Source organism: Anaerovorax sp. IOR16 (assembly GCF_017168145.1).
Taxonomy (GTDB): Bacteria; Bacillota; Clostridia; order Peptostreptococcales; family Anaerovoracaceae; genus IOR16.
Genome location: NZ_JADQTL010000009.1, coordinates 735407 through 759446, shown reverse-complemented (window position 1 = coordinate 759446; position 24040 = coordinate 735407). Strand labels below are relative to the sequence as shown.

Annotated in this window: 25 protein-coding genes; 6 read left to right on the top strand and 19 right to left on the bottom strand. The window is 36.1% G+C overall.

What is annotated here, in order from left to right:
- Positions 1-21: 21 nt before the first annotated feature.
- Genes I2490_RS07380 through ruvC form a run of 4 tightly spaced genes read right to left on the bottom strand, consistent with a single transcriptional unit; the run spans position 22 to position 3561 of the window.
- Complete coding sequence (locus I2490_RS07380) at positions 22-1404, bottom strand: SpoIID/LytB domain-containing protein (protein WP_206459094.1); 1383 nt, start codon at positions 1402-1404, stop codon at positions 22-24.
- A gap of 7 nt (positions 1405-1411) precedes the next feature.
- Complete coding sequence (ruvB, locus tag I2490_RS07375; RefSeq protein ID WP_206459093.1) at positions 1412-2422, bottom strand: Holliday junction branch migration DNA helicase RuvB; 1011 nt, start codon at positions 2420-2422, stop codon at positions 1412-1414.
- A 16-nt stretch (positions 2423-2438) separates the two neighbouring features.
- A complete protein-coding gene (gene ruvA / locus I2490_RS07370) occupies positions 2439-3023 on the bottom strand; it encodes a Holliday junction branch migration protein RuvA (protein ID WP_206459092.1) in 585 nt (194 codons plus the stop codon).
- A gap of 40 nt (positions 3024-3063) precedes the next feature.
- A complete protein-coding gene (ruvC, locus tag I2490_RS07365) occupies positions 3064-3561 on the bottom strand; it encodes a crossover junction endodeoxyribonuclease RuvC (protein ID WP_206459091.1) in 498 nt (165 codons plus the stop codon).
- 196 nt (positions 3562-3757) lie between these two features.
- Here ruvC and argR point away from each other — a divergent pair, with 196 nt between their 5' ends.
- Complete coding sequence (gene argR, locus I2490_RS07360; protein ID WP_206459090.1) at positions 3758-4207, top strand: arginine repressor; 450 nt, start codon at positions 3758-3760, stop codon at positions 4205-4207.
- An 11-nt stretch (positions 4208-4218) separates the two neighbouring features.
- Entirely contained in the window at positions 4219-5901 is a 1683-nt protein-coding gene (gene recN / locus I2490_RS07355; protein WP_206459089.1) for a DNA repair protein RecN, read from the top strand.
- 13 nt (positions 5902-5914) lie between these two features.
- Here recN and I2490_RS07350 read toward each other — a convergent pair whose 3' ends face one another.
- The 6 genes from I2490_RS07350 to I2490_RS07325 all read right to left on the bottom strand — a co-directional run bounded on the left by I2490_RS07350 (position 5915) and on the right by I2490_RS07325 (position 13054).
- Positions 5915-7576: a hypothetical protein gene (locus I2490_RS07350; RefSeq protein WP_206459088.1), complete on the bottom strand. Its 1662-nt coding sequence runs from the start codon at positions 7574-7576 to the stop codon at positions 5915-5917.
- A gap of 113 nt (positions 7577-7689) precedes the next feature.
- The gene (locus I2490_RS07345; protein WP_206459087.1) at positions 7690-8451 is read right to left on the bottom strand and encodes a sulfite exporter TauE/SafE family protein; all 762 of its coding nucleotides are present in this window, start codon (positions 8449-8451) and stop codon (positions 7690-7692) included.
- Between the two features lie 12 nt (positions 8452-8463).
- On the bottom strand, positions 8464-8955 hold the full coding sequence (locus I2490_RS07340; RefSeq protein ID WP_206459086.1) for a shikimate kinase: 492 nt from the start codon (positions 8953-8955) through the stop codon (positions 8464-8466).
- A gap of 123 nt (positions 8956-9078) precedes the next feature.
- Positions 9079-11061 carry a bifunctional 4-hydroxy-3-methylbut-2-enyl diphosphate reductase/30S ribosomal protein S1 gene (locus I2490_RS07335; protein WP_206459085.1) on the bottom strand — a complete coding sequence of 661 codons (1983 nt, stop codon included), beginning with the start codon at positions 11059-11061 and terminating at the stop codon, positions 9079-9081.
- Positions 11058-12335 carry a replication-associated recombination protein A gene (locus I2490_RS07330; protein WP_206459084.1) on the bottom strand — a complete coding sequence of 426 codons (1278 nt, stop codon included), beginning with the start codon at positions 12333-12335 and terminating at the stop codon, positions 11058-11060. The genes I2490_RS07335 and I2490_RS07330 overlap by 4 nt, the downstream gene beginning before the upstream one ends.
- Positions 12336-12463: 128 nt before the next feature.
- A complete protein-coding gene (locus I2490_RS07325; protein WP_206459083.1) occupies positions 12464-13054 on the bottom strand; it encodes an SPOR domain-containing protein in 591 nt (196 codons plus the stop codon).
- 157 nt (positions 13055-13211) lie between these two features.
- On the opposite strand from I2490_RS07325, the gene I2490_RS07320 reads away from it, so the two are divergent.
- Genes I2490_RS07320 through I2490_RS07310 form a run of 3 tightly spaced genes read left to right on the top strand, consistent with a single transcriptional unit; the run spans position 13212 to position 16779 of the window.
- Positions 13212-14756 carry a spore germination protein gene (locus I2490_RS07320; protein ID WP_206459082.1) on the top strand — a complete coding sequence of 515 codons (1545 nt, stop codon included), beginning with the start codon at positions 13212-13214 and terminating at the stop codon, positions 14754-14756.
- A 1-nt stretch (position 14757) separates the two neighbouring features.
- On the top strand, positions 14758-15864 hold the full coding sequence (locus I2490_RS07315; protein WP_206459081.1) for a Ger(x)C family spore germination protein: 1107 nt from the start codon (positions 14758-14760) through the stop codon (positions 15862-15864).
- Complete coding sequence (locus I2490_RS07310) at positions 15865-16779, top strand: GerAB/ArcD/ProY family transporter (protein WP_206459080.1); 915 nt, start codon at positions 15865-15867, stop codon at positions 16777-16779. It abuts the gene before it with no gap.
- On the opposite strand, the gene I2490_RS07305 is transcribed toward I2490_RS07310, so the two are convergent.
- The 4 genes from I2490_RS07305 to I2490_RS07290 are packed head-to-tail and all read right to left on the bottom strand — an operon-like array spanning position 16721 to position 19596.
- On the bottom strand, positions 16721-16981 hold the full coding sequence (locus I2490_RS07305; RefSeq protein WP_206459079.1) for a hypothetical protein: 261 nt from the start codon (positions 16979-16981) through the stop codon (positions 16721-16723). The genes I2490_RS07310 and I2490_RS07305 overlap by 59 nt on opposite strands.
- 41 nt (positions 16982-17022) lie before the next feature.
- The gene (locus I2490_RS07300; protein ID WP_206459078.1) at positions 17023-17850 is read right to left on the bottom strand and encodes a MetQ/NlpA family ABC transporter substrate-binding protein; all 828 of its coding nucleotides are present in this window, start codon (positions 17848-17850) and stop codon (positions 17023-17025) included.
- Positions 17851-17897: 47 nt separating this feature from the next.
- Positions 17898-18584: a methionine ABC transporter permease gene (locus tag I2490_RS07295; RefSeq protein ID WP_330634597.1), complete on the bottom strand. Its 687-nt coding sequence runs from the start codon at positions 18582-18584 to the stop codon at positions 17898-17900.
- The gene (locus I2490_RS07290) at positions 18574-19596 is read right to left on the bottom strand and encodes a methionine ABC transporter ATP-binding protein (protein ID WP_206459077.1); all 1023 of its coding nucleotides are present in this window, start codon (positions 19594-19596) and stop codon (positions 18574-18576) included. Before I2490_RS07290 ends, I2490_RS07295 begins: the two co-directional genes overlap by 11 nt.
- Positions 19597-19913: 317 nt before the next feature.
- Between I2490_RS07290 and I2490_RS07285 the strand changes: the two genes are divergently transcribed.
- Entirely contained in the window at positions 19914-20081 is a 168-nt protein-coding gene (locus tag I2490_RS07285) for a zinc-ribbon domain-containing protein (protein WP_206459076.1), read from the top strand.
- Positions 20082-20144: 63 nt separating this feature from the next.
- Here the strand turns inward: I2490_RS07285 and I2490_RS07280 are convergent, their stop codons facing one another.
- The 5 genes from I2490_RS07280 to I2490_RS07260 are packed head-to-tail and all read right to left on the bottom strand — an operon-like array spanning position 20145 to position 24031.
- Positions 20145-20735, bottom strand: a complete 591-nt coding sequence (locus tag I2490_RS07280) for a DUF6382 domain-containing protein (protein WP_206459075.1) — start codon at positions 20733-20735, stop codon at positions 20145-20147.
- Positions 20732-21583, bottom strand: coding sequence for a hypothetical protein (locus tag I2490_RS07275; protein WP_206459074.1), 852 nt, complete (start codon positions 21581-21583; stop codon positions 20732-20734). Before I2490_RS07275 ends, I2490_RS07280 begins: the two co-directional genes overlap by 4 nt.
- The gene (locus I2490_RS07270; RefSeq protein ID WP_206459073.1) at positions 21573-23348 is read right to left on the bottom strand and encodes a DUF5702 domain-containing protein; all 1776 of its coding nucleotides are present in this window, start codon (positions 23346-23348) and stop codon (positions 21573-21575) included. Before I2490_RS07270 ends, I2490_RS07275 begins: the two co-directional genes overlap by 11 nt.
- Positions 23335-23853 carry a hypothetical protein gene (locus I2490_RS07265; RefSeq protein ID WP_206459072.1) on the bottom strand — a complete coding sequence of 173 codons (519 nt, stop codon included), beginning with the start codon at positions 23851-23853 and terminating at the stop codon, positions 23335-23337. The genes I2490_RS07270 and I2490_RS07265 overlap by 14 nt, the downstream gene beginning before the upstream one ends.
- Positions 23843-24031, bottom strand: coding sequence for a hypothetical protein (locus I2490_RS07260; protein WP_206459728.1), 189 nt, complete (start codon positions 24029-24031; stop codon positions 23843-23845). Before I2490_RS07260 ends, I2490_RS07265 begins: the two co-directional genes overlap by 11 nt.
- Positions 24032-24040 lie beyond the last annotated feature (9 nt).

Genomic DNA, 24040 nt, shown 5'->3' with positions numbered 1-24040 from the left:
TTTCTATTTTGTCTTTTTCGTTTAATAAATTTCTACATCTGTATAGAAATATTCCAGTATTTCATCATAACGCATACCTTGGTTTGCCATGACAATAGCACTGTCCTGTGCCATTCCGATTCCATGCCCGTATCCTTTTCCCACAAAAGTTACGCTGCCGCTGGTTACGATTTCTCCAACCGAAGTATTTGCACTGGAAATCGTGCGTTTAGAGCTACCGTTTGACACAACCAATCCCTCTACATTATGTACCTGCTTACTTTCCGAAGAAGAAATGACATAAACTGACTGATTTGAACTTGTAGTCTGAGAGCCATTGCTTACCGATAGAACATCATTTATCGATGAAGTTGGTATTGAATCTGAAGAAATGGAAAACTGTGTAGATTTTAATGAACTTCCTCCTAGCACAATACGTACGGATTCTTTTTTCAACGTTACCGTATCATTACTTCCGACAATGGTTAATTCTGAAACAGCACCGGACTCGTTACGTGCGGAAATTGCAACCGATTGTACAGATCCAATTTGATAGCCGCAGGTTTCCAATCTAGATTGGATTTGTTCGAAGCTCATCGTCGCCGTCCAAGAATAGTCAGGGCAGTAACTATCTTTTACAGCTACCAAATATGGAAGCTGCGAACTCCAAACATCTTTACTGTTTTGCGTATAGCCACCGCTGTTTTTATGATAATAGGCTGACACCGGTTTCCCCTCAGAATAAAGAATTTGACCGCTTGTTTCATCCACGGCTTGATTTGTTTTTGTTTTTTCCCAAGAATATCCTTTATATACCTGACAATGCGTCGTAGTGCAGACATGAAAACCATAGCTTTTATGGACATATAAATTTGTCATTGCATAGCTTCTTGCAGCTACTGCTTGTGCCTTTAACGCTTCCAAAGGCGCTTCTTGTCCCATTTCTCCTTGTAAAACACCATAAAGATAGTGATCCATTGTTATATAATTAATTACCATTATTTTATTATTTCCATCCGGGATCAATTGAATTCCATCACGGTATGGTTTATTCTCAAAACGAATTAAACCATCCTCGTCATAATCCATAGCCATAATGCAATCATCCTTACCAAGGCTTGCAGAAACCACCGATCCATCCTCACTTCGAAGCACAACCATTCCATTTTCTACGGCAGCAATTAAAGTCGTATATGCAGAAATTGGAAGTGTTTCTTCAAAATCACCATCCTCGACGTTAATGATTTGAAATCCGGTTTCACTTGTTAATTTGCAAGATGCAAGGGCAGTATTACCATAATTTAAGCCAACCTTTATGTATTCGGGAATCTCCATCGCAAATGCAAACATTGGAGTTAAACAAAAGACGGAAACAAGTACCATGCATAGCAAATAATGAACGATTCTATTCCTTGGTTTTTTCATAATCAACCTACCCCTCTATTTCTTGTGCAATTCCAAGATGTTTATACGCTTCTTCAGAAACCATTCTACCTTTTTGTGTACGATGCAATAATCCAGCTTGAATCAAATACGGCTCATAAACATCCTCTATGGTGATTCTCTCTTCTCCAATCGCTGCTGCAATGGTATCAATCCCCACAGGGCCTCCCTTAAATCGTTCTATGATAAGTCGTAAAATATCCCGATCCAAACCTTCCAGTCCCAATGCATCTATTCCTAATGAATGCAGAGTTTTTTTCGTAATCTCACAATCAATTACGCCATTACCCTTAACCTGACTAAAATCCCGTACTCGCTTTAATAAACGATTTGCCACACGCGGTGTTCCTCTGGAGCATCGCGCCAATTCAAGAAGGCAGTCAGACTCAATGGATACATTTAATATCTCCCCAGAGCGTTTTATAATCTCAGCTAATTCATCATTCTGATACATTTCAAACTTACAAATCACCCCAAAACGGTCCCGTAGAGGTGCTGATAAGCTTCCTGCCCTAGTCGTTGCACCAATTAGAGTAAATTTTGATAAATCCAAGCGAATGGAGCGAGCTGAAGGACCCTTTCCAATGATAATATCCAATGCATAATCTTCCATTGCGGAATACAATACTTCTTCTACGGAACGATTCAAACGATGGATTTCATCTATAAACAACACATCGCCATCTTTCAAATTTGTCAAGATTGCCGCCAAATCACCAGCTCGTTCAATAGCCGGTCCGGAAGTAATGCGCAAATCCACACCAAGCTCATTGGCGATGATTCCTGCAAGTGTCGTTTTCCCTAAACCTGGAGGTCCATAAAACAAAACATGATCCAAAGGCTCTTTTCTCATTTGTGCTGCTTCAATAAATATTTTTAAATTCTCAGTGACGCTTTTTTGTCCTATGTACTCTGAAAGACGTTTTGGACGAAGGCTCAATTCCATCTCTTCTTCATCAAGATTTATATTAGCCGCCGTAATTCTATCTTCAAATTCCATTTACATTCCTCTTTCATTAAAATAATTTTTTGAGTGCCATTTTTATGTATTCCTCAACGGATAGATTGTTCTCCTCAATGGAAGCAACAGCGCTTACAGCCTCGCTCTTGCTGTATCCAAGTGCAATCAAACCGTTCGTTGCTTCCGTTCTTCCATTATCTCCGTGTACAATCTCAGTTGCATCTCCAAATTCGCTGACACCGCCGATTTTCTCCTTTAATTCTAATACAATACGTTGTGCGGTCTTTTTTCCGATTCCGTTTGCTTTGGTTAAAGCATTTGCATCTTCAAAAGCGATTGCTTTTTTTAGTTCCCCCACCGGCATACAAGATAGAAGTGCCATCGCCGCTTTAGCGCCAACACCACTGACCGTCATGAACTTACGAAACAAATCAATTGCTTCTTCATCCGAGAACCCATAGAGACTAATATCATCCTCTCGAACAATCATCGCCGTATAGACTGAAATGGTTTCTCCCGGTGAAGCCAAATAGAGCGCAGAATTGTCAGGTACATATATTTCATATCCAATTCCGTTGTTTTCAACAACAACTCCTCCCGGAAATTTCATTGCAATGGTTCCTTTTATATAATGCAGCATATTGCCAGCCTCCACTTCTATTGAACTTTAAAGACAATAATTATTTTAAATTTGCAAAACGATTATGGAAGTCAGCACAATGGCCATGACAAATCGCTGCAGCCAAAGCGTCCGCCGTATCGTCCAGCTTTGGTATTTGTTTTAAATTTAGAATGGTTTTCACCATATGTTGGATCTGCTTTTTTTCAGCTCTCCCATATCCAATGAGCCCCTGCTTAATTTGAAGGGGTGTATACTCAAAAATCTCAAGACCGGAATTTGCACAGGCTAAAATGGCAACACCTCTCGCTTGCCCAACCAAAATCGCAGTCGTTGTATTCGTATTAAAAAATAATTGCTCAATGGAAACAACATCCGGTTCGTATTCCGAAATGACCTCCATAAGTCCCGTATATAAATGTTTCAAACGATCCGGCATAGGCATATTTTTATCGGTTGTAACTGCACCATATGCAATTGGTTTAAAATGATTTCCCTTCATTTCAACGATACCATAACCCATAATTGCATAGCCGGGATCAATTCCTAAAATTTTCATTTTTCGTATCCGCCCTGTCGTATTTTTACTTTCCTTTAGTTCTCATACATTGTAGCATATTTTTGAAGGCTTGTCTTTGAAAAATTGGCTTGTTTTCCTTGCTACAACGTAAATTTATGGTATAATAAAGCAGTCAAATAAATAATTTCAAGGCAAGCCATTTCTTGATTTTAAGTAATGCTTTAAGGAGAATCTTATGCGCTATTCAAGACAAAACAAAATTCTTGATATTATCAGTCAGCACGAAGTTGAAACCCAAGACAAACTCGTTGAGTTGTTAAAAGAAGCAGGATATCAAGTCACGCAAGCTACCATTTCTAGAGACATTAAAGAACTGCAATTAATTAAAACACTGTCATCCAGTGGTCATTACAAATATGCAGTCAGTACAAATTTGGATCATCCTATTTCGGATCGATTTGTTAAAATTTTCAAAGAAACCATTCAAAACATTTCTTCTTCCGGAAACATTATTTTAGTGAAGACATTAAGTGGATGTGCGCCTGCTGCAGCAGAAGCAGTTGATACACTAAACCTTCCAAATGTGATTGGTTCTATTGCAGGAGACAATACCTTTATGTTGGTTGCTGATGATCCGGAAAACGTCCCGATTATTATACAAAAATTTAATGACATGATGAAATAAGAGGTCTTTTTATGATTTCTCATATCCATATCCGAGATTTTGCAATTATTAATGAATTAGATGTTGATTTTCATGCCGGTTTCAATGTAATCACAGGTGAAACCGGTGCTGGAAAATCCATTATTATAGAAGCAGTAAGTCTTGCACTGGGAAGCCGTGCAGATACTGCTTTTATTCGTTCCGGAAAAGAAAAATCAATCATTGAATTGGTCTTAGACGGAAAAAATGAAAAAGTCTCCTCCTTACTAAAAGAAAACGGTTTGGAGGAGGAAGAACAATTAATTATCCGAAGAGAAATTACGGCAAATGGAAAAAGTACTTGCCGTATTAATGGCTCTTTGGTTTCCGTTTCTTTTTTAAATAAGTTATGTAAATACGAAGCAGACATTCATGGACAATACGACCACCAATCCTTATTAAATCCGGAACTTCATATTACCCTACTCGATCTTTATGATGAAGCAAATATTTTTCCTGCAAAGGAAACCGTTGCTTCTCTTTTTAGTGAATATAATAAAGTAAAGCAAACGCTTTCTGCACTTTCTCGCTCCGAAAAGGATACAAAAAGAAAGCATGATTTCATGCAGTTTGAATTGCAGGAAATTACAGCTGCCAATCTATCCGTTAATGAAGATGAGGAACTGCAAGAGCGAATCACACTTCTGCAAAACAGCGAACGCATTTATCAAAACCTTTCTTCTGCTTATGTACTGTTGTGTAATGATACCCCATCTGCTTTAGATGGTCTAGGAAAAAGCAAACAGAAGTTAGAGGAAATTACTTTGTTTTCAAAAGAAATTTCGGAATTTACTGAACTGCTATCCGATTGTTACTATAAGATTGAGGATCTTTCTTCACAAATTCGACACTATATTGATGACATCTCCTTTTCCGAACAGGAATTGGATGAAGCACTCAGCCGAATGGATGAAATTGATGCCTTAAAACGAAAATACGGAAACTCCATTGAAGAAATACTGGAATACCAAATACAGCTTCAAGAAAATTTGGAGCTGATTGAAGACACGGATCAGAAAAAAGAAACACTGACGCAACAGCTTTCTATATTAGAAAAAGAATTGCTGACTGCCAGTCAAACGCTTTCATCTCTTCGCAAAGATGCTGCAAAAAAAATGGAAACCAGCATCAATCAGGAATTAACAGAATTAAATTTTAACGATGCAAAGCTTTCCATCTCTTTTAAAGTTCAAGAAACTCAAAAAGAACCTTCTTTTACCTCAGAAGGCATTGATCAGATAGAGTTTTTAATTTCAACAAATAAAGGAGAAGTAGAAAAGCCTTTGGCAAAAATTGCTTCAGGCGGTGAAATTTCTCGTATTATGTTAGCATTTAAACGCATTGTTGGTGAACTCGATAGCATTCCAACGATGATCTTTGATGAAATCGACAGTGGAATCAGTGGAATCACGGCAAGCATTGTCGGTAAAAAGTTATTACAAATAGCACAAAATCATCAAATCATATGTATTACCCATTTACCGCAAATTGCCGCGTTTGGACAACATCATTATCAGATCCAAAAAACCACTGAAAATGATATTACCCAAACAACGGTACTGCCTCTTTCTCACGAAGAAAAGGTAAAAGAAATTGCAAGGCTTTTGGGCGGTATCAACATCACCGATACCACCATCAAAAGTGCAGAAGAACTTCTTGCTCTGTCACAAAACTAATTCTAATCAAATTCTATTGCAATGCTAATTTTGTTAAGCATACCGTTCCGCTCTGTTCGACATAACAAAGTCGACCTTGATCCACAACAATTTGTTGTGCAACATCTGCAGAGCGGAATACTAGCTTTCCCTTTGAATCAAATACCATTAAGCGATAGGAACATTCTGATTCTTCCTTAAAGGTTGCATAGAAATACCCTTCTCCTGCAAGTCCCATTGACGTTAACTTCCCCTGCGGATTTAAGGACTCTTTTTCTCCCAATCGGAAAAGCTTTTGATTTCCATAGGTTCCGGAAGTATAAAATACGCTACTGCCTAAAACAATGTAATTGGGCGCATCTTTTATTAAGGTGGCAACCTTTTTTTGATTTTTCCCATCTAAATCCATTGAATATAAACTTCGTTCTGTAAACTCTCCATTCTTTAACATTCCCATTGCTACTAAAATTTGTTTCTTATTTTGTTCCTGTTGATTCATTAGAGCAACATCCGTTGCAAATGTATTATCTTGTGTTAACTGCTGAATTTCATTCGTTATTAGATTGATTTTATATAAGTTTGAATGCGCCTGTTCCATACCGTTATTTTCTGGAGCACCTACCACATATGCGAAGTCCCCATCTATCACAGGCGTTGCTGAGTAACGAATCTTTGAATCGCCCAGTGATGTTGCTTCCGCCCCATCTATGGACAAACTTAAATTCCCTGCTTGGCTAAACATACCATAATAAACGGAAACAACTTTTTTTTCATTTGTTACAGGATCAACAAATGCAGCAGAGTTAAAATAATCCTCAGTTTCTTCTTTATAAGTACCATCTGCCGAAAAAGTAAGTTTAGCATCATATCCCATGCTTGCACCGCCTTGATGGTAGTGCAGAACTGCATTGCCACTTTCATTCATAAAATGCGCCCAAACGAGCTGTTTGCCATCGCCGTAAGACCATGGTGGAAGCTGGTATACTTTTTTAGCTGTAGAAGGATTGTTAACCGGAGTCATATAAATGGCTCCATTTTTTCCTTCATAGAAATAATGATTCCCTGCTAAAATACAGTGATATTCATATGGATTCTCATCCATTCCAGTTGAAATTTTAGCTAATGGTAAAGTTACGTTTGTGACCGTCGTATTTTTGGAATTAATTATCAAACCATTTACCTTATCAAATCGATAATCCCATCCAAAGTTTTCTACACCATACTTCCAGGTCATTGGAAAATAGGTAACACCTCGAAAGGTTAAAACCGGATATGTTTCTTTCTTATTATCAACGCTAGTTCCGTTTACTTTAAGAAAATCATTGGAAATAGAAGCCCGATACGACTTTTGATTCCTATTATTGGTTTTATAATCTTGATACGATCCAGCAACATCTGATTTCTGAACAGATAAAAGTCTTGAATTCTCATTCCACTGTGATTCCACTCCCAAGAAGCGGCAATCATAATAGGTCATTGGAAAATAAGTGACATCATTATATACCAAAAAAGGATATTTCCTATAAGTATTATCCACTGTTGTTCCATTTAAATGAATCTTAAATTGAGGTATGGTCACATTAACACTACCGGACGCTCCGTATACCTCAGGTGTTCCCACTAGTAACATCATCACTACAAGCAATGATGTAACCCATTTTTTAATACATGTTATTTGATTTCTCTTTCTTTCCATCTCTACACACCTCTTTTATAATTATAGCATCAATTAATAGTATCATATTTATAAAGAAAAAAATTGCAATCCTGTTACATTATGATTGCAATTCCGGTAAATTTTGGAATACTCTATACATATAAATCCCACATTAATTTTAATATAATACCAATTAATACGAGAACTAAAATAATTTTAATAAATCGTGCACCTTTTTGAATCGCCATCCCACTTCCAATCCATCCACCTGCGATGCTGCATAGAGTAGCAGGAACCGCTAATGCAAAATATACCTTTCCAGCAAGAAGGTATACCACCAGACTCGATACATTAGAAGCCAAATTTGCCACTTTTGCATTTCCGCTGGCAGTAACATAATCAAAGCCAACAAGTGACGTATATGCAAGAATAAAAAAAGTACCGGTTCCTGGTCCGATTAGTCCATCATACATCCCTACAAAAAATCCAATTAATGCACAAGTAGCATAAAGTAAACGTCCTTCTAACATTTTTTCACGCAGGCGCACCCGATTACTTCCGAAAAGCACAACAATGGCTACTACAGGAATAAGAAAAATACAGATTTTTTTTAAAAGTATCGTAGAAATCAATAGATTCATCTTTGAACCAATTGCAGCACCTAATAAAGAAAGAATTGCAGATATTACAGCACTTCTTATATGTATTTTCCCGTTTTTATAATAGCGTATAGTGGAAAAAAGTGTACCAATACTGGCTGAAAACTTATTGCATCCAAAAGCAGAGTGTACCGGAATTCCCGTAATCATATATGCTGGCAAGCTTACCAATCCCCCTCCTCCTGCAATGCTATCAATAAAGCTGGATAAAAAGATCAATGGACAAGTCAGCAATATCATTTCAAAATAACTCAATTTTGCCTCCATTTACAGCTTCTTAAGAATTGCCTCCACTGTTTCTTCCACCGACATGCCCTCTGTTTCCAAAACAATATCTGCCTCTTTTTCATATAGAGAGGTTCTGCGCTCATAAAGGTCGGCAATAGTCTCACCTTTCGCCATCGTAATGCCTCTTGTACTGATATTATTTAAACGATTTTCAATTACACAAAGAGGAAGCTTTAAATAGATTATTTTCCCACTTTCTCTCAAATGCTGCATGGCATTTGCATAATATACGGCACTTCCACCAGTAGAAACAACTGCATTTTTCACTTGTAAATCACAAAGAATCTTTTCTTCTAGCTTTTTAAAATAGTCATTTCCCTTTATATTAATAATATCTTGCAATAGGGCATCTTCTTTTTCCTGCATCAACAGGTCGGTGTCTATAAAAGTTTTTCCTACTGTCTTTGCTAAAATAACGCCTACGGTACTCTTTCCGCAAGCTGGCATTCCAATTAAAATAATGTTACTCATACGACAATCCTCATAAAATAATGATAAAATAGGCAACAGAGAAAATTAACGATTTTTCCTATTCGATAAAAAAGCAGAGCCAAAAGGGCTCTGCTCATTAAACATTTGAAACCTATATGCGAATTATTCTTCTTCAGAAACAGCTTCCGCTTCTTCTGCGTTTTCCTCGAAAATAGGTGGTTCTAACGTTTCTTTGATGCTTAAGCTGATTCTTTTTCTTTCTTTGTCAATCTCAAGAATCTTTGCATCGACTTCCTGACCTACAGAAATTTCGTCTGCAATGTTTGTTACACGCTTGTAAGCAACTTCAGAAATATGAACCAATCCATCTAATCCCGGTTCTAGCTCTACAAATGCACCATAATCCTTAATCTGAACTACTTTACCCTTAATTACCTGACCAACCTGATATTTTTCATCAATGATGGACCATGGTTCAGGCTGATTCTGCTTTAAGCCAAGAGAGATCTTGCCTTTTTCTGTATTCATAGATAGAATCTTTACGTTTACTTTCTGTCCAATTTCTAAAGCTTCTTGCGGATGCTTTAGCTTGCCCCAAGAAATCTCAGAAATGTGAAGAAGACCATCTAAACCGCCGATATCTACAAATGCACCATAATCGGTAAAACGCATTACAGTTCCTTCTACGATATCTCCTACATTTAAACCTTCCCAAATTTCAGCGACTTTCTTTGCTTTTTCTTCTGACAAGTAAGCCTTATGAGAGAAAACGGCTTTATTTCTTCTCTGGTCAACACGACTTACTTTTACCGGTAATACTTTTCCGATAAATTCGTCTGCTTTTTCAACAAAACGGTCGGAAAGCTGAGACATCGGAATAAATCCGGATACTTCTTTATAAACAGCAATAACGCCGCCTTTTACTTCTTTTACAATTTTTGCGTTTACAACTGATTTATTTTCAAGAGCTTCATTAATCTCATCCCAGTGCTCATTGACTTCGAGCTTTTTCTTGGACAATAAAATGTTTCCATCTCCATCATCAGTTTTGATAACCTTTGCCTGGATTTCGTCACCTTCCTGGAATAAGTCCGTCAGCTCCTCATCTCCATCTAAAGTCAATTCTTCTTTTGGAATGATACCGTCTTTTTTGCAGCCTAAATTCACGACAATATATCGATTTGTCACGTGAACGATTTCTCCTGTAACGACTTCTCCTCTTGATGGCAACCGTAAGGATTTTTCAATCTCATCCATCAAGGCGTCCATTCCGTTCATTTCTTCTTCATGCAGTTCTTTGTTAGCAATAGCTTCACTCATAGCAGCAATAACCTCCTTAATTATACGTTCAGGAGACGAGGCTCCTGCCGCAATACCTATTTTATTACATTTTGTGACTTCTTTCAATGGTAAATCTTTTTTATTTTGAACAAAATAGGATTTTTCACAATTTTTTTTGGCAATCTCATATAATTTTTTAGAATTAGAGCTGTTTTTACCTCCAATTACAATCATCATATCCGATTTTTTAGCCAATTCCATGCAGCTTTTTTGTCTATCTTGCGTTGCATTACATATTGTATTCTTTACTAAAACTTTATTTTTATTTTGTAATTCCGATACAATTTCATCAAAATAACTTTGCCGAATGGTAGTCTGTGCTACTACAAAAAGGGAATCGGCAGTTACCATCTTTGCTTCTTCGATGGAGGAAACTACAATTCCGCGATCTTGCGTCCATCCTTTTATACCTTTTACTTCTGCATGGTTTGGGTCACCTACAATAATCACTTGGTATCCTTGTTTAGTAGCTTCCTTTACCAATTCATGAATTTTTTTTACAAAAGGACATGTAGCATCGACTAAATTTATTTGAAATTTTTTCGCCTCTTCATAAAATTGCTCTGTCTCACCGTGAGATCTTATAATTACGGTATCACCCGGTTTTGTTTCAGAGAAATCAAAAATGGCGACAACACCCTTTTGCGCCAATTCTTCAATCACACTGTCATTATGAATTAATGGGCCAAATGTAAAGATTTTTCCTAGATTGTCTTTTTTTTTGTCAATGGTTTCTTCGGTTTTACGTAAGGCTTCTCTTACACCAAAACAAAACCCAGAATGCTCTGCTACTGTAATTGTCATCGTTCTTTTTTTTCCAGTACCTCTAAAAATTTTTTAAAGGCATTTTCCTTTCCATTTTGTGTTGGATGATAGTAGGTTACATTTTCGCGATATAAATCATCCGGTAAATATTGTTGCTTTATATACCCACCATAATCGTGCGGGTATTTATATCCTTGTCCAAGACCGCGCTTCTTTGCTCCCTGATAATGACTGTCTTTTAAATGACTTGGAACATCCTCAATCTTACGTTGTTTTAAATCTGTCATAGCTTGTGAAATCGCAAGAATTGAAGAATTCGATTTTGGACAGGAAGCTAATAATAACACTGCCTCAGATAAAATAATTTGTGCCTCCGGATAACCTACCATTTGGCTTGCTTGAACACATGATGTTACAATCGAAATAGCACTTGGATAAGCCAAACCTACATCTTCACTGGCAATTACCATGAGTCTTCTCCCAATCATTAGGATATCCGCATCTGCTTGCATCAGTCTTGCCAAATAATGTATAGCGGCATCGGGATCGCTGCCTCGTATAGACTTTTGCAAAGCAGAGAGTAAATTATACTTGTCCTCGCTTTTATCATAAAAGCTTGTTTGCCTTTGCATTGCCTCTCCAACAGCCTTCAGATCCACCTTGGCCGGCTTCTTTAAGTTTTCCGCAATAAACCCCAATGTATCCAGTGCCACTCTGGCGTCGCCTCCGCTTCGGTCAGCAAGCATTTGCAACGCTTCATCTTCCCATTGCAAATTTAAGTTTCCCAAGCCTCGCTCTTTCTCCGTCATGGCACGCTTTAGGATTTGAAAAAGACTTTCTTTATCCAATGCCTTAAATTCATAAATCAAACGCACGCGACTTAAAATAGCATTGTTCACTGCAAAATATGGGTTTTCCGTTGTACTGCCAATAAATCGAATGACGCCTTCTTCTAACGCTTGTAGAAGAGAATCCTGTTGAAGCTTATTCCAGCGATGAACCTCATCAACATAGACATAAGTAGTCTGTTTTTGCAAACCGAAAAATTTTAATTTCGATTTTTCAATGATTTCTTTTAATTCTTTTATTCCAGTGTTGGAAGCATTTAATTCATAAAAATCTGCATCCATTTCTCTTGCTACAATGCGAGCTAACGTCGTTTTCCCAGTACCGGATGGCCCAAAAAATATAGCAGAATCAAACGTTCTATTTTTTATCGCATTATACAATAATGAATCCTTGTATATAAAATGCTGTTGTCCGACAAATTCATCCAAATGCTGTGGACGCATTCGTGTTGAAAGTGGAATCATAGTTTCCAATCCTCTCTATTACTTTTTTATCTTTTGTTCTTTATTATCTTTTAACCTTACTGATAATATTACTTTCTATATTTATTTCTAATTTATATTTCGGGATGCCTTCTTCATTGTTAAAAAGATTACATTGGTACAACATAGGTATCTTCTACAACAGGCTTCAATTGTTCTGCCGCAGCGTTTGCTTTTTCCTTCGTTTCATAAGGAATGCTTAAAACTTTAAAGCTCCCGTCTTTCTCCATTATAAAAGTGGATATATTCTTTTGCGTCAACTCCTGCACACAGGTACTCGCAGCCTCTTTATTTGAAAAGCTTCCAAACTGCAAACAAAATAAACCGTTTGTATTTCCCTGGGAAGGTACAGTTTTCCCGGTTTCTGTGGATGTGTTTGCCTTTTCTGGCAAATCCTTTACCTCTTGTTCTCCAACTACGACATCTTCACCAGTTTTGTTATCATTTTGACTGCCTGCTTTTGAATCATTATTACTATCTGTAATTCCATTTTGGGTAGAATTCAAATCAGAAGGTGCGGCTACACTCCCTTCATCAACAACCCCCGATTGCAATTCCTCTTGCGATTCTCGTTCAGAGTAAAGAATCGGCGCAATCACATATTTTGTTCCCATATAACCGGAAAAGACTGATAGAAAAATAATGACAAGCAAAAACAACAATCCATTAAAACTCTTTCCATAACGACCGCGTCTTCTCAAAGCAATCCCCCTCTTTTCAAATTCATTCTAACTATTTTTATGAGACGAGCTTGAAAAGTATGCCTATATTTTACCATAATCATAGAATAATAAACAGAAAAAAGTACCATACTAAGCCAACAAGAAGCATTCTTATATATAGAAGGAAGATTATTATATGAATTTTTTACTGAAAAAAAATAATAAATTAAAAAATAAGTCTGAAACAGCAGCGTCGATTCAATCTAATCCATCTTTCGAAGAAAATATCAGCATTAATTTGGAGGATAACGTTGCAAAACTTCATGAGATATTTGGATCTGATACCACGATTAAATTTCGAAGATTTCAAAATCAAAAAAATCCTAAAATAAAATGTTGTATCCTCTTTGTAGACGGTATGATTGATAATGTATTGATAAATGAACATATCATAGAACCGATTATGTTAAATAAACAACTGCGAGATAAAGATAATTTACTTGAAACACTCGAAGAAAAGGTTCTCTTTACCAATGATATCATTAAAAGTAATCAATTGACACCGCTGATATCCGAAGTACTCTCCGGAAATACAATTTTACTTGTTGATGGATGCAACTACGGTTTATCCCTCTCAACAAGAGGATGGTCTATGCGATCCATCGCAGAACCAACTGCAGAAAAAGTATTATCCGGACCACGCGAGGGATTTAACGAAGCTATTATTGTTAATTTGTCCTTAATTCGAAGAAAAATTTGCAATCCAAATTTAAAATTTGAATTTATGACCATTGGAAAACAGACACAAACAAAAATTGCGCTTTGTTACATTGATGAAATCGCAAACAAAGACGTTTTAAATGATATGAAAAAAAGATTGAAATCGATTTCCATTGATGGTGTTCTAGATACAAATTATGTAGAAGAATTAATTAAGGATTCACCACGTTCCCCATTTAAGACAACCGGATCAACAGAACGACCGGATATCGTAGCTGCAAAACTTTTAGAAGGACGTGTAGCACTTATTATAGACGGTACACCGGTTGTACTCACAGCTCCATTTTTCTTTATTGAATATTTTCAGTCAAACGACGACTATTATTCCAATTTTTACGTTGGAACATTCGGTCGTTGGCTTAGAATGCTTGGATTTTTTACTACATTAAGCCTTCCCGCAGTCTATCTGGCCCTAGTAACCTTCCATCCGGATCTGCTTCCGACACGATTCTTGTTGAATCTATCCGAATCAAGGCTGGAGCTTCCATTCCCAACTTTATTTGAAATGATTTTACTCATCTTTTCATTTGAGTTAATTTTAGAAGGTGGCTCAAAAGTCCCTGCTAATTTCGGACAAACACTTTCCATTTTAGGAGGTCTGGTTTTAGGGCAAGCCGCAGTTGAAGCCAAGCTCGTAAGTATACCGGTCGTCATCATTGTAGCTTTTACAGGCGTAACCGGCATCATGATTCCATATTTAAAAAGTCCATCAATTCTATTCCGAATTCTATGGCTTATTTTAGCATCCATATTAGGTTTTCCTGGATATCTTTTGGGTGTTATCAGCGTAATGATTCATTTGAGTTCGATGAAAAGTTTTGGATTCCCATATCTATCCTCACTATCCACCAGCTTCCCTCAAAAATGCCAGGATACCTTTATCCGTTCCCCTTGGTTTAAGATGAAATTACGTCCTTCTTATATTTCACCTTATAATCGTACAAGGCAAAGGAGTCAGTAAAATGAAGAAAGCAAACTTAAATGCTACGCTATTTTTATGTTTGATTTTATGCTTCTCTATGATGCTTACAGGTTGTAAAAGCATGAAAGAGATTAACGATATGTCAATCTTGTCTGGTGCAGCAATCGATTATGACACGGTAACCAATCGCTATCGCGTTACCGGAGAAATCGTAAATAAAAGCATTAGTACGGCATCAGAAGATAATGTTGTAGAAACCATTTATGCAGATGGAAGATCTTTGGCTGAAGCTATTGAAAATTGTAATGAAGTTGACAGCCGAGAAACATATTGGAGCCATGCAAAAACATTTGTAATCAGTAATTCAATTGCAAAAAATCAAGGAATTACTCCTCTGCTTGACTATGTTCTAAGAAATTATAAAATGCGAATTTCTATCAATCTTTTGGTCTCAAATTTACCGTATTCATCACAAGTTTTAGATTTAAAAACATCGTCTACAAATATTAAATTCTTAGACTTAGATAAAATGCTAGTTACTTCTCAAGGAGTCGCTACTGCTGCACCTACAAAAGTATATCAGGCAATTGATATTCTGAAAAGCGAAGGAATACAATTGTCCATTCCGATTGTATCTGCAAGAGAAGATATGGCCGTAGTGAATGGAACTGCAATCTTTCGTGAAGATAAATTAGTCGGATCATTGAATCAAGAAGAAACGATTTACTTCCTTTTTCTTCAAAACCGTGTAGAACGCGGAAATATCTCTACCTCTGACGGGAGCATTACATTCCGTATAGAAAATAATCAAACAAAACTGGTTCCAAAAACAGAAGATGGAAAAACAGTCTTACAAATACTCATTAAGACAAAAGCCTCCGTTTCTCAAATTTCTTCTTCGAAAAAATATACACCAGAGGAGCTGGAAATCGCACTGCAGCAAAACATTACCGATGGGTGTCAAAAAGTCATTTCGAAAATGCAAAAGAATATAAAATCAGATGCTCTTGGCTTTGGAAAAGCCATTAAAGAAGAGAATGGTGCCCTATGGGATTTAATGCGAAAAGATTGGGATGTAGAAAAATTCCCTAAACTTCCTGTAGAGCTTCAAACTCAAGTAAAACTACAATTAGGAGAAACACATTAAATGAATGAATTACGCGAAGAACAACAACCAAGATACATGGAATATCTTGCTTTCCTTTACTATCTAGGTACTTTTTTCTTTATCGGAAGATGCTTCCCGATGCATCGCATGGTATGGTTTTCCTTTTTTATTTCAGCAATCTTAGCAGCAATCATTCTATATGCCTTTTATCGTTATATTAAAAATCATGAGATTGGCAAATGGCTTTTATTATCTGCGATGCTTATTTCCATTTTTATTGGCAGCTTTTCACTGTACTGCTTTACTGACTTTTTCCATACCTGCGTACTCAATGATACCCCGATATGGCTATTTCCATCTGCTTTCTTACTTGTTTGTGCAGTAATGGCAAAAAAAGATATTCATGTACTAGAACTATTTTCAAGGTTGCTTGGTCCAGTCATATTATTTCTTTTGATTTTGGCTGATTGCTCCAGTATCTCAAAGATAGAATTACCCTATACCCATGGTTTTTTAACCTTTGACGGTTTTATTAATCCATCTATAAATGCATTTTGGGGATCAACGATCCTGTTTTTTATAATCTATTTCGCAGAAGGATTTGTTCTGTTAACGCTACTTTCATTACGAAAAAAAAGCCCTTCTGTGTACAGAGATACAACAAAAGGACTTTTTGTCAGTGTAATTTTATTGGCGATAACCTATCTTGTAACTGTTCTGGCCCTTGGGCCGGAAGTATTTGAACTGTTAACTTATCCGGTTTATTACCCACCTGGACTTACTCAAACAGCGGAATACCTAGAACGAATCGAAGTAATCCTTCTTGCAGTATTTCTATTTTCCGAGTTTTTAAAATTCAGCTTACTTCTTATGATGTGCCGAGAAGCCGTATCTTTTATTTATACTGCTTTTTCCAATAGCTCAACAAAAGAAACGAAAGCGTCATATCAATAGAATAACAAAACGTTAATATTCCATTAAAAATATGCTGCTTATTTGTCATTTGCTTGCACACAGTAACAGGACGCATAGACTTTTCATCGGAAGGTACCTTTTTTCCCAAAAAAGCATTTCCTAATATTGCAAGTCCTAAATAAAAGCTACTGACAGTTGCTGCATGTTTTTTATAATTCCAGTTCATAAGAAAATTTCTCATACTAAACCTCCCCAAGTTTTGTATTTTCATACGTTCACATATTAAAATACAGGAACGACTGCTCCTTCATAGGTCTCCTCAATAAACTTCTTTGCAGTATCTGACTGCAATGCTTTCGCTAATGCTTGAATTGCAGGTGATTCTTCTTCGCCGCTTCGAACAACTAAAATATTTGCAAACGTTTCTGCTGCCAAAGAGTCCTTTGCTTCCATTGCAACAGCATCCTTTGCTGCATTTAATCCTGCCAATAAGGCATTGTTTCCGTTAATCACACCAAACGCAACGTCCGGAAGCGCCTTAGCCACCTGTGCTGCATCCAATTCTTCAAATTTTAGATTCTTTGGATTCTCAACAATGTCATTCGGTGTCGCAAGCATTCCGGCATCTTCCTTCAGCTTTAAAAGACCCAAATCTTGTAAAAGCAATAAGGATCTTGCTTCATTGGTTGCATCATTTGGAACTGCAATAGAATCGCCATCTTCTAAATCATCCAAGGAAGTTTTTTTACCAGGATATAAACCTAAAGGTTCATAATGTATCTTTGCAACGGAAACCAAATTCATATTTCTTTCCTTATTGAAATCATCTAAGTATGGTTGATGCTGGAAGTAATTTGCATCCAAAGATCCATCATCCAACGCCATATTTGGCAATACATAGTCGGTAAACTCCATTACCTGCAAATCATAACCTTCTGCTGCCAAGTCTTCTTTTATAGCATTTAGAATTTCTGCATGGGGAGTGGTGGAAGCGCCTACCTTAATGACGGTCATATCCTCACTTGGTGCCTTGTTTTCTCCACCGCAACCTGCAAGCAACCCAACGGATAGTAACAGAATCGCAAGTGTAATTCCTACTGTTTTTTTCATCTGAATTCCTCCATTTCCTATTTGTTTATTTTATGAAGAGAACTTGGTTATCCAATCGTTCTCTTATCACCTATTTTAGCAATATACATTCCAATTCCCTGTAAAATCTGTACAATGATGACCAAAAGCGCTACGGTAATTAACATAATATCCTTTTGATAACGTATAAACCCAAACCGTGTTGCAATATCACCTAATCCACCGCCGCCTGCAACACCGGCCATCGCCGAATAACCCAATATCGTAGTCACTGCAATTGCCGATCCTACTAATAAAGAAGGTCTTGCTTCCGGAAGAAGCACCTTACAGATAATCGTCATTGGAGAAGCTCCCATGCTTTGTGCCGCTTCAATCACACCACCGTCCACTTCTTTTATAGACTGTTCTACAACTCTTGCAACAAAAGGCGCTGCCGATACTACAAGAGGAACCAGCGTCGCTGTCGATCCAATCGAGGTTCCCGCTACTAAACGTGTAAACGGAATAATTGCAAAGAGTAAAATTAAAAACGGTATAGAACGTAAAATGTTCACTACAACGTTTAATACCCCATTCAACCATCTTATTGGGTAAAATCCATTTTTATCTGTAATAACCAAAACAACCCCAACCGGAAGTCCAATAATATATGCAATTAAAGTAGAACCCAATGTCATATATAGTGTTTCCAAAATACCCATTTGTATCATATGAATCGTTGTTTCATTTATATGCACAAAAAAATTACTCAGCAAAATTATACACCTCCTCTACAGAAACATTCTGCGTGGACAAAAATTGAATCATTTTATTTGCGATTGTTTCATCTTCCGGTAATTGAATAATCATCTGCCCGAATGCCTTTCCATCAATGTTCTTGGTATCTGCAAACATAATATTAACCGGAGACTTGCATGCAAGAACCATTGTTCCAATCACAGGTTCAAACGAAGAATTACCATCAAATACAATTCGAAAATGCTTTCCCTTTTTCTCTAGGCCAAAATCTATACTCTGATTGATTGGATGTACAAGTCTTTGCGCAGATAGCGTTTTTGGATGCGAGAAAATGTCCTCTACCTTTCCTACTTCTGCAATTTTACTTTGATCAATGATTGCAACATGACTACATATTTCTTCAATAACACTCATTTCATGCGTAATGATTACAATCGTAATACGAAGTCGGTGATTAATATCCTTTAATAAAGATAAAATCGAGCGAGTCGTCTTAGGGTCTAATGCGCTTGTTGCCTCATCGCATAGTAAAACCTTCGGGTTGGTAGCCAGCGCCCTCGCAATTGCAACTCTCTGTTTTTGCCCTCCAGAAAGCTGTGCAGGATAAGCATGTTTTTTATCTGCTAAATCAACAATATCTAATAGCTCATCCACACGTTTTTTAGCCGTTACATGATCAATACCAGCAATCTCCATTGGAAATAGAATGTTTTTTTCTACTGTTCGCTGCATCAGTAAATTAAATTGCTGAAAAATCATACCAATTTCTTGTCTTGCCAATCGAAGATTTCGATCATTAAGAGAAGATAAATCGATACCGTTAAACAAAACCTCTCCGGAAGTTGGTCGTTCCAATAAATTCATACAGCGGACCAGTGTACTCTTTCCGGCTCCACTCATACCAATGATTCCAAAAATATCCCCACGATGAATGGTTAAATCAATTCCATCCAAAGCCTTTACTTCAGAAGATCGGCTTTTATATATTTTTGTAAGATTTTTTATTTGAATGATTGCATTATTATCCATACGAAGATAGTCCTCCTCCCTCATTTCTTTCTTTTTATAAAGAATCATGAGTGTATAATCTTATATATTATATAGCTTGTACGGTTGTCAGTCAAAGTGTTATGCAAAAAAAATAATAAGAATAATAAAAATATTTATTTTTCATTATAATTTAAAGATTTTTCAAAAAATTTATAGACAGTTTTTGCTAAATAGGTTATACTACCCATAAGATATTTAAATGCCAATGGTTCGATCATCTTTTTGGAAAATCGCCCCCATGAGTTTATTTAAATATTGCTGGTTTATTTTTTTTTTATTATTCTGGAGGGAAATCAATGGAAGACAAAACAATCGTATGTCAAGACTGCGGAAAAGAATTTATTTTTACTGTAGGTGAACAGGAATTTTACAAGGAAAAAGGTTTTGACAACGAACCAAAAAGATGTAAAGAATGTAGAGATTCAAAGAAAAACGAACGTAGACAATTCAGAAACGATAGATAGTTTACAATTTACATCAACAAGCAAGCCGGGCTTTCAGCCCGGCTTTTTATGTATTTTTATAATTCATGAATAACAAATCTGTCCTTTCATATCCCTCAAACAAATTAAAAGTTCTTCTATTCCAAAATTATGTTCCATTTGAAGAAAAATCAATTTTTGACTGTAGACACTCCATTGTTTATCGTTCATAATTTGCTCTATTTTAGTTAATATATTTTTCCACTCTTCTGAAAAGTCTATTATTTTTTCTTTTGGCAAAAATAATAACTCTACTTTTTGCTTCTTCTCATTTACAAAAAGTAAATCAAAAGATAATTGATAATCCGCTAAAAATAATAAATGATTTTCTCCTTGCTGTATTTGTTCAAGAAAATGTTCTAGAAGTTGGATTCCCTGCTCTACAAAAGAGAAAATTCCATTTTCTCTTTTGCCTTTTAAATATTGCTCTAAGGAAATTCGTTCTGAGCAATCATAATAAATTTGGCAAGTTTCTTCCAAGAATACAAACTTCATTGGCAAAAAATATCCCGTAGAGGATAAGCTTAAAATTTCTTTTTGGTAAAAAGGAATGGGGCATTCAGACATCTCTAATTTTATTGTTCTTTTCCCATTTATCGTTTCAATTTCTGCTTCTTTTCCTTTCCATGCTATCAATTGGCTTCACCTCCGCAAATATGACAGGGGGTATACCCTTTTCTCTCTGCTTCCTCTTTTTCCATAGGTACAAAAAAACGATCTACAGAAGTACAGTTTCCTCTATGATACACTTGACCGCTTTGCTCAAAGACATACACCATACTTCCAATCGGCAATGATTGCGGATGACAAACTTTACAAGGCTTATACTTTTTCTTTCCTTTTGTACTTAAAATTATTTTTTTTGCTGTCTCTCGTAATATCCTGCAATTCTTATTATGATATCGTTCACCCGCTCTTGGAAAAATATATACCGTTTGTGCATCTTGTTTTCTCTCCATATCAGAAAAGCTTCTTGCTTCTCCGAAAGAATCTCTCCCGATAAAAGAACGTACAACAATATTTTCCTGAAAATTCATTTTTGAAACAAACATCGATGGTACAGGAATAGGAATATCATACTCAAAAGAAGCTTTTATCAATCCATTTCTTCCATCTTGCTCATAATTCTCTTTAAATTGAGCTAAATCTAAATTTTGAACCCAATTTCCGGTTTCTTCACTAAGTTGGTGCTGTACACGCCAAAATAATGTTTCTTGAGAAACCCATTCTTCTGCCATTTTTTTTAAATTCTCAGAATGGGGTATGTTCTCTGTTTTTAAAAGCACATCATAATTTCTGTTTTTTATATAACCTTCTACACATAGTTTATGTCCTTGATTTGAAAGGCAATGCATTACTGTTTCTGTCATTCCGATACCACGTAATACATAACCAATCGTAACAAGTGCTATAATAAAAATCGGTAAAAAAATTGCCGCCTCTACAATGACATAAGCCTTTTTACTATGAGTTTTAATATACATAACTCATTACCATTTTCCCTTTACGAATTAACCCTATTTCTTTTGCTTCTCCTAAAACACTTTTTTTCCATACCTCTCCATGAAAAAGAAATCCTCCCTTACAGTTACAAAGTAGAAACTCCCTGTCATTGCGTCCTTGCAGATTAATTTGAATCAAATCCATCATACGAATAAGAATTGATTTCTTTTGCGAACAATAGAGAAACAAATTTAAGTATTGATTATAACTTAATCCGTTTGAAGCTTTTGTATCTATAGTTTTATTGTTATAACCAGATAAAACGGCATCTAGGCTGAGAGCCCAAGAATTATCACTTTTAAATAATGGAATGCTACCCGACTCCAGTAATATGTTTAAATCGTTTCGTGCTTCTGCACAGCTCCATAGTGAAGCTAGTACACATTGTGTAATCACAGCTTCCGGTCCCGGTGTTATACTTGCGGCAGCTGCTGCTAATTCTCTTTGTTTTTGATTGTTGCTATATAAATAAACTAAATTTGCTGCTGCACGCACTCCAAAAATACATTGCTCTGCTTTTCTTTTGTTTTTTGCATCCTGAAAATCACCAAACAAAAGATATTCTACTTCATTTTGAAAAAATGTCTCCTTCTTGCGATTTTTTGTCATTTGCGTTGAAAACATATGAAAAATATATTGGTTTAACAGAAATTGATTCCTTGCTTCTGATAAAAAATCGGTTCGATCTGTAATCGATTGAAGACCGCAAAAACTCCAACTTCGCTGCTCCATTTGTTGTGATGGCAAATAAGAAATTACCGCTTCATTTTGAAGACTTTTTGTCTCTGTTTCTTTGTTGTCTTTTTTTAAATTTGAATAGCTTTGAATTTGCCGTTTTAAATGGATACGTTTTGTTTTACCTTCTTTTTCTTTAAGTTTTAAAAATACAGCGTTCAAATCATCTACAGAAATTGATAAAAAAAATGTAATTTCTTCCCTTATGCTTTCTATTTGCTGTATTATGTTTTTTCCACTTTCCCCAAATAAAACGCCATCTCCATAATAATAATAAACTTCATCAATTTGATTTTCTATGGATCGAAACATCTTTTGTATTCTTGACCATTCTCTGAATAGGTGTTTTTCCAGTATACTCGCTTCCTTAGCGCTATTTTCATCATCAGAATTCTTTAATTCCTGCCAACGTTGAAAAGACTTCTCTAATTTCTTAGTTTTATCTAAATCATTCTCATATCTTGATAAAATAGGTTTTATCTTTTGCATAAGTTGCGTTGTATTTTCAAGTTCTTTTGTTTCTTTAACCAGATCGTCAACCTCATCCTGCTTTCGACCAAGTACTTCCTGTGCTTTTTTACTATTCAAATCCATTAAAACGTCACCTAGGGCTCTGTATTTCATATAATCCATCACCTGCTTTTCAAAGAATTCACAATTAGTTAATGAATATTCATCACACTCAATTTCCACATTTTTAAGCTGTAAATTTAAAAGCCTAACCTTATTTTTAGATATCGAATTTGGTTGCATCGTCTGCTTAGAATAAAATAAAAATTCTTCCTTTATCTCTGTTTCATCCATTAACATACCAAATAATCCATAGTCTTCTTTTAATGCAAGATGATAATTTGACAATGTCGATCTTCCAGCTAATTCTAAAATTGCCATTGTATAGCTTCGTGCTGCGGTAGAAGAGACGACTTCGGTCAGCATTACTATCACAAGCAGAATACTTATAAAGGTTATCATTAAAAAAACAGATAAGCTCCCTTTCTTACTTCTTATCATTGTTTTTTACCTCATCTATTACTTCAGCTGCATAGTCCCAATTACGGATCAATTGAGCTTCATCGATGCACTGGTACTGGCAATTTGTTTCTTTTTTGTATCGTTCCTTTAAAAATCCAAATCCACCATAATTTTTATTAATACGTATAGATAAATTAGGATATAAACAATAAAAAGCAAAATGCCCTTCTACCGTTTCTCTCGGAATAGGAATTCTACTTTGATTCATCCAGGATTCCTCTTTGATTTGCAACCTCTTCGGCACATCTTTTGAAGGAAGCATTTCCTTAAATATCGGAAGTTCTTCAGAGAAAGAAACTGTTTGTGTCCACTCTCCTGCTACTTCTTTTAGACTCATATGCGAACAGGACAAAATAACGCTTTCCGCAAATAAACTCATCACCATAGTGAGTACTGCTAAAACAGAAAGAATTATAAATGGCCAAATCAATGCAGCTTCAACCAGTGCCTCTCCTCTTTTTGAGTGTAATACATTAAAAACCACTGTTCATCAATCCATCAAAAGTTTTCGTTATAAATGCACCGATTCTTTCCTTAAAAATCAAACCCAATCCTACTGCTATGGCAACAAGAATTGCTACTTGAACCATCTCCATTCCTTTTTTGTTTGGATGAATCATTTCACACTGCAATTTACACCACTTTCCAATTAATCGATTCATATCCATTTC

What these genes read in the sequence shown, in the direction of transcription:
- I2490_RS07380 (WP_206459094.1), bottom strand. Translation starts at nt 1,404, where the DNA reads ATGAAAAAACCAAGGAATAGAATCGTTCATTATTTGCTATGCATGGTA.
- ruvB (WP_206459093.1), bottom strand. Translation starts at nt 2,422, where the DNA reads ATGGAATTTGAAGATAGAATTACGGCGGCTAATATAAATCTTGATGAA.
- ruvA (WP_206459092.1), bottom strand. Translation starts at nt 3,023, where the DNA reads ATGCTGCATTATATAAAAGGAACCATTGCAATGAAATTTCCGGGAGGA.
- ruvC (WP_206459091.1), bottom strand. Translation starts at nt 3,561, where the DNA reads ATGAAAATTTTAGGAATTGATCCCGGCTATGCAATTATGGGTTATGGT.
- argR (WP_206459090.1), top strand. Translation starts at nt 3,758, where the DNA reads ATGCGCTATTCAAGACAAAACAAAATTCTTGATATTATCAGTCAGCAC.
- recN (WP_206459089.1), top strand. Translation starts at nt 4,219, where the DNA reads ATGATTTCTCATATCCATATCCGAGATTTTGCAATTATTAATGAATTA.
- I2490_RS07350 (WP_206459088.1), bottom strand. Translation starts at nt 7,576, where the DNA reads ATGGAAAGAAAGAGAAATCAAATAACATGTATTAAAAAATGGGTTACA.
- I2490_RS07340 (WP_206459086.1), bottom strand. Translation starts at nt 8,955, where the DNA reads ATGAGTAACATTATTTTAATTGGAATGCCAGCTTGCGGAAAGAGTACC.
- I2490_RS07335 (WP_206459085.1), bottom strand. Translation starts at nt 11,061, where the DNA reads ATGACAATTACAGTAGCAGAGCATTCTGGGTTTTGTTTTGGTGTAAGA.
- I2490_RS07330 (WP_206459084.1), bottom strand. Translation starts at nt 12,335, where the DNA reads ATGATTCCACTTTCAACACGAATGCGTCCACAGCATTTGGATGAATTT.
- I2490_RS07320 (WP_206459082.1), top strand. Translation starts at nt 13,212, where the DNA reads ATGAATTTTTTACTGAAAAAAAATAATAAATTAAAAAATAAGTCTGAA.
- I2490_RS07315 (WP_206459081.1), top strand. Translation starts at nt 14,758, where the DNA reads ATGAAGAAAGCAAACTTAAATGCTACGCTATTTTTATGTTTGATTTTA.
- I2490_RS07310 (WP_206459080.1), top strand. Translation starts at nt 15,865, where the DNA reads ATGAATGAATTACGCGAAGAACAACAACCAAGATACATGGAATATCTT.
- I2490_RS07305 (WP_206459079.1), bottom strand. Translation starts at nt 16,981, where the DNA reads ATGAGAAATTTTCTTATGAACTGGAATTATAAAAAACATGCAGCAACT.
- I2490_RS07300 (WP_206459078.1), bottom strand. Translation starts at nt 17,850, where the DNA reads ATGAAAAAAACAGTAGGAATTACACTTGCGATTCTGTTACTATCCGTT.
- I2490_RS07290 (WP_206459077.1), bottom strand. Translation starts at nt 19,596, where the DNA reads ATGGATAATAATGCAATCATTCAAATAAAAAATCTTACAAAAATATAT.
- I2490_RS07285 (WP_206459076.1), top strand. Translation starts at nt 19,914, where the DNA reads ATGGAAGACAAAACAATCGTATGTCAAGACTGCGGAAAAGAATTTATT.
- I2490_RS07275 (WP_206459074.1), bottom strand. Translation starts at nt 21,583, where the DNA reads ATGTATATTAAAACTCATAGTAAAAAGGCTTATGTCATTGTAGAGGCG.
- I2490_RS07270 (WP_206459073.1), bottom strand. Translation starts at nt 23,348, where the DNA reads ATGATAAGAAGTAAGAAAGGGAGCTTATCTGTTTTTTTAATGATAACC.
- I2490_RS07260 (WP_206459728.1), bottom strand. Translation starts at nt 24,031, where the DNA reads ATGAATCGATTAATTGGAAAGTGGTGTAAATTGCAGTGTGAAATGATT.